General features: G+C 62.1%; 3 protein-coding genes. All 3 read right to left on the minus strand.

Going from position 1 to position 4526, the window contains the following annotated elements:
- Positions 1-54 precede the first annotated feature (54 nt).
- Positions 55-2910, minus strand: a complete 2856-nt coding sequence (gene gcvP, locus GOV89_RS22630) for an aminomethyl-transferring glycine dehydrogenase (protein WP_171181986.1) — start codon at positions 2908-2910, stop codon at positions 55-57.
- A gap of 149 nt (positions 2911-3059) precedes the next feature.
- Positions 3060-3425 carry a glycine cleavage system protein GcvH gene (gcvH, locus tag GOV89_RS22635; protein WP_171181988.1) on the minus strand — a complete coding sequence of 122 codons (366 nt, stop codon included), beginning with the start codon at positions 3423-3425 and terminating at the stop codon, positions 3060-3062.
- Positions 3426-3443: 18 nt separating this feature from the next.
- Positions 3444-4526: glycine cleavage system aminomethyltransferase GcvT (gcvT, locus tag GOV89_RS22640; protein ID WP_171181990.1), on the minus strand; the 1083-nt coding region annotated here is incomplete at its 5' end.

Raw genomic sequence — 4526 nt, forward strand, 5'->3', positions numbered from 1 at the left:
AGTTTCCGATTGGCGAAAACCCCGCCTATGTTTTGGCGGGGTTTTGTTATGGGATTATTCTGCGGCGTCTGCGTATGCGTCCATTGGGGGGCATGTGCAGACGAGGTTTCTGTCGCCATATGCGTTGTCGACGCGGTTGACGGGGGACCAGTATTTGTCGACGCCCATGGAGCCCGGAGGGAAGCAGGCCTGTTCACGGGTGTAGGGGCGGTCCCATTCGCCGACCAGATCGCGCACGGTGTGGGGGGCGTTTTTCAGCGGGTTGTTGTCCGCGTCGATCTTGCCGTCGATGATGTCCTGCGCTTCCGAGCGGATGGACAGCATGGCGTCGCAGAAACGATCCAGCTCGGCCATGGGCTCAGACTCGGTCGGCTCCACCATCAGGGTTCCGGCCACCGGCCAGCTCATGGTCGGCGCGTGGAAGCCTGAATCGACCAGGCGCTTGGCCACGTCGTCGACGGTGACATGCGCCTCGGCATCCAGCGGACGGGTGTCGAGGATGCATTCATGCGCCACCCGGCCCGTTTCCGAGGTGTAGAGGATCGGATAGGCATCCTTGAGCCGCGCCGCGATGTAGTTGGCGTTCAGGATCGCCACTTTCGTGGCCTGCGTCAGACCCGCGCCGCCCATCAGCAGCACATAAGCCCAGCTGACCGGCAGGATCGAAGGCGAGCCGAAGGGCGCTGCCGAGACCGGGCCCACGGCGGTGCCGTATTCCGGGTGACCAGGCAGGTGCTCTTCCAGATGCGCCTTGACGCCAATCGGACCCATGCCGGGGCCGCCGCCACCATGCGGGATGCAGAAGGTCTTGTGCAGGTTCAGGTGGCTGACGTCACCGCCAATATCCCCCGGACGCGACAGACCCACCATGGCGTTCATGTTGGCCCCGTCGATATAGACCTGACCTCCATGGTCATGGGTGATCTGGCAGACCTCCTGCACGGTGGTCTCGAACACGCCATGGGTCGAGGGATAGGTGATCATGCAGGCGGCCAGATGATCGCTGTGCTTCTCAGCTTTGGCGCGGAAGTCGTTCAGATCAATGTTGCCATTCTCATCCGCCAGCACCGGCACAACCTGCCAGCCCACCATCTGGGCCGAGGCCGGGTTGGTCCCGTGCGCCGAGGTTGGGATCAGGCAGACATTGCGCTGCCCTTCGCCGCGGGCGAAGTGGTAGTTGCGGATGGTCAGAAGGCCCGCGTACTCGCCCTGCGCGCCCGAGTTGGGCTGCTGGGAGATCGCGTCATAACCGGTGATCTGGCACAGCTTGTCGTTCAGATCGGCGATCATCTCGTGATAGCCCTGCGCCTGATCTTCGGGGCAGAACGGGTGCAGATTGCCAAACTCGGGCCAGGTGACCGGGATCATCTCGATCGTGGCGTTCAGCTTCATGGTGCAGGAGCCCAGCGGGATCATCGCCCGGTCCAGCGCCAGATCGCGGTCGGCCAGACGGCGCATATAGCGGGTGATCTCGGCCTCGGCCCGGTTCTGGTGGAAGATCGGGTGGGTCAGATAGGCACTTTCGCGCAGCGCATAGTCCGGCAGGCGGTACTGCTTGTTCGAGCTGTCATCGGTGCGGTCGATGCCGAAAGCACCCCAGACGGCCTCGATGGTCTCAGGCCGGGTCTGTTCGTCCAGACTGATGCCCACTTTCGTATCGCCGACCTTGCGCAGGTTGACGCCACGGGCCACGGCAGCTTCCATGACGGTCTTCTGCAGATGGCCGACCTCGACCGTGATGGTGTCGAAGAACACTTCCGGCTCAACGGCAAAACCCGCCTCTTCCAGGCCAGCGGCCAGGCGCGAGGTCTTGCGGTGCACCGATTGCGCGATGGCCTTGATGCCGTCGGGGCCGTGATAGACCGCATACATCGAGGCAATGACCGCCAGCAGCGCCTGCGCGGTGCAAACGTTCGAGTTGGCTTTCTCGCGACGAATGTGCTGTTCGCGGGTTTGCAGCGACAGGCGGTAGGCCTTGTTGCCACGGCTGTCGATGGACACACCGATGATCCGGCCCGGCATCGAGCGCTTCAGCTTGTCGGTGGTTGCCATGTAAGCGGCGTGCGGGCCGCCATAGCCCATCGGCACGCCAAAGCGCTGGGTCGAGCCGATGGCGATATCCGCGCCCATCTCGCCCGGTGACTTCAGCAGCGCCAGCGACAGGATGTCGGCGGCAACAATGGCGATGGCTTTGTGTTCATGCAGTGCCGCGATCTCGGCGGTGAAGTCGCGCACATGGCCATGGGTGCCGGGGTATTGGAAGATCGCGCCAAAGACCGCGCCCGCATCCAGGCTGTCGGGATCACCCACCTGCACGTCGATGCCCAAAGGCTCGGCACGCGTCTTAATGACCGCGATGGTCTGCGGGTGGCAGTTCTTGTCGACAAAGAAGGCTGCATTGTTCGCCTTGGACCGCCCGCCGCGCTTGGCCATGGCCATGGCTTCGGCAGCCGCCGTGGCTTCGTCCAGCAAGGACGCGTTGGCCACGTCCAGCCCGGTCAGGTCGCTGACCATGGTCTGGAAGTTCAGCAGCGCCTCAAGACGACCCTGGCTGATCTCGGGCTGATAGGGCGTGTAGGCCGTGTACCAGGCCGGGTTTTCCAGAATGTTGCGCAGGATCGGTGCAGGTGTGGTGGTGCCGTAATAGCCCTGACCGATCAGCGAGGTCAGAACGGTGTTCTTGCTCGCCACCTCTTTCATGTGGAACAGAGCATCACGTTCCGTCATCGCCGGACCCCAGTCCAGCGGCTCTTTCTGCCGGATCGCGGGCGGGACGGTGACGTCGATCAGTTCGTCCAATGTCTTGAAGCCGATCACCTTGAGCATGTCGCGCATCTCGGTGGGCGACGGGCCAATGTGGCGGCGGTTGGCAAAGTCATAGGCTTCGTAGTCGGTCAGTTTGAAGGCCATTGCAGCGCTCCTATGAATAAGTCAGGTCCGGCAGAGACCGCGCAGATCTCCGGTGGAAGGCGGGCCAGTCCGGCCCGAGCGGGCGGAGCCCCAAAAGCAGAAGCTCCGGATAAAGCGGTGGAACCCCAGGCGCGGGCCCCCGGTTTGGTTTAGCCGATGAAGGCTTTGTATCCGGCCTCGTCCATCAGGTCCTCAAGCTGCGATGCGTCCGCAATCTTGATCTTGTAGATCCAGGCTTCGCCTTCGGGGTCTTCGTTCAGCGCGCCGGGGTTGTCGGCCAGCGCTTCGTTCACTTCAACGATCTCGCCATCCACCGGAGCATAAAGCTCGGACGCGGCCTTGACGGATTCGATCACGCCGATCTCGCCGTCTTTCTCGAACTCGTCTCCCGCTTCCTGCTGCTCGACAAACACCACCTCACCCAGCTGTTCAGCCGCGTGCTTGGTGATGCCAAGCGTGGCGGTATCGCCCTCAACGGTCAGCCATTCATGCTCTTCGGAATAATAGGTTGCCATCTTGTCTCTCTCCTGACTTCAACGCTTGTAATTCTGTGTGACAAAGGGCAGCGCCACGATCTGCGCCGGTTGCGCCTTGCCCCGAATGATCAGGTTCACCTTCTCGCCGGGCTCACCATGGCCCTTCGACACGTAGCCCATCGCAACCGGACCACCCACCGTGGGGCCAAAGCTGCCCGAGGTGATCTGACCAATCGTGTTGCCCTCAAGGCATTGCACCTCAACGCCCTGACGCGCCGGTGCCCGGCCGTCGGGCTTGATGCCCACCAGCTTGCGCGCCGCGCCCTCGGCCAGTTCCTTTTGCACGCGATCCGCGCCTGGGAACCCGCCTTCTTCCTTGCGGCGTTTTTGAATAGCCCAGCCCAGGGATGCCTCGATGGGCGAGGTGCTCTGGTCGATGTCATTGCCATACAGGCACAGCCCCGCCTCAAGCCGCAGGCTGTCGCGCGCGCCCAGACCCGCAGGTTCGCAATCTTCATGCGCCAGGAAAGCCTTGCTGATCTCGATCGCCTTGTCCTCGGGGATCGAGATCTCGTAACCATCCTCGCCGGTATAGCCCAGACGCGAGATGCGGCATTCAACGCCGTTGATATCGGCCACGGTGGTTTCCATGAACTTCAGATCGCGGGCAGCAGGGCAAAGTTCCCCCACCACATCCTCGGCCTTGGGACCCTGCACCGCCACCAGCGCCCGGTCGAAGATCTCGGTCACTTCGACGCCTTCGAGGTGCGCGCGCATATGCGGAATGTCCTGATACCGCAGCGCCGCGTTCACAACCACAAAGAAATGATCGCCCGCATTCGACACGATCAGGTCATCCATGATCCCGCCATCCGCATTCGTAAAGAACCCGTACCGCGCCTTGCCTTCCTTCAGCGTCGCATAAGCCTGAGGGCACAAAGCTTCCAGCTTCTCACCCACATTCTCGCCGCGCAAAATCACCTGACCCATGTGAGACACATCAAACAACGCCGCCTTCTCACGACACTGCTTATGCTCCCCCATAATCCCCAGCGAATACTGAACAGGCATCTCCCAGCCAGCAAAATCAACCAACTTACCTCCCAACTCAACATGCAACGAATACAAGGGAGTGCGTTT

This window comes from Ruegeria sp. HKCCA5763, assembly GCF_013034545.1.
GTDB lineage: Bacteria > Pseudomonadota > Alphaproteobacteria > Rhodobacterales > Rhodobacteraceae > Ruegeria.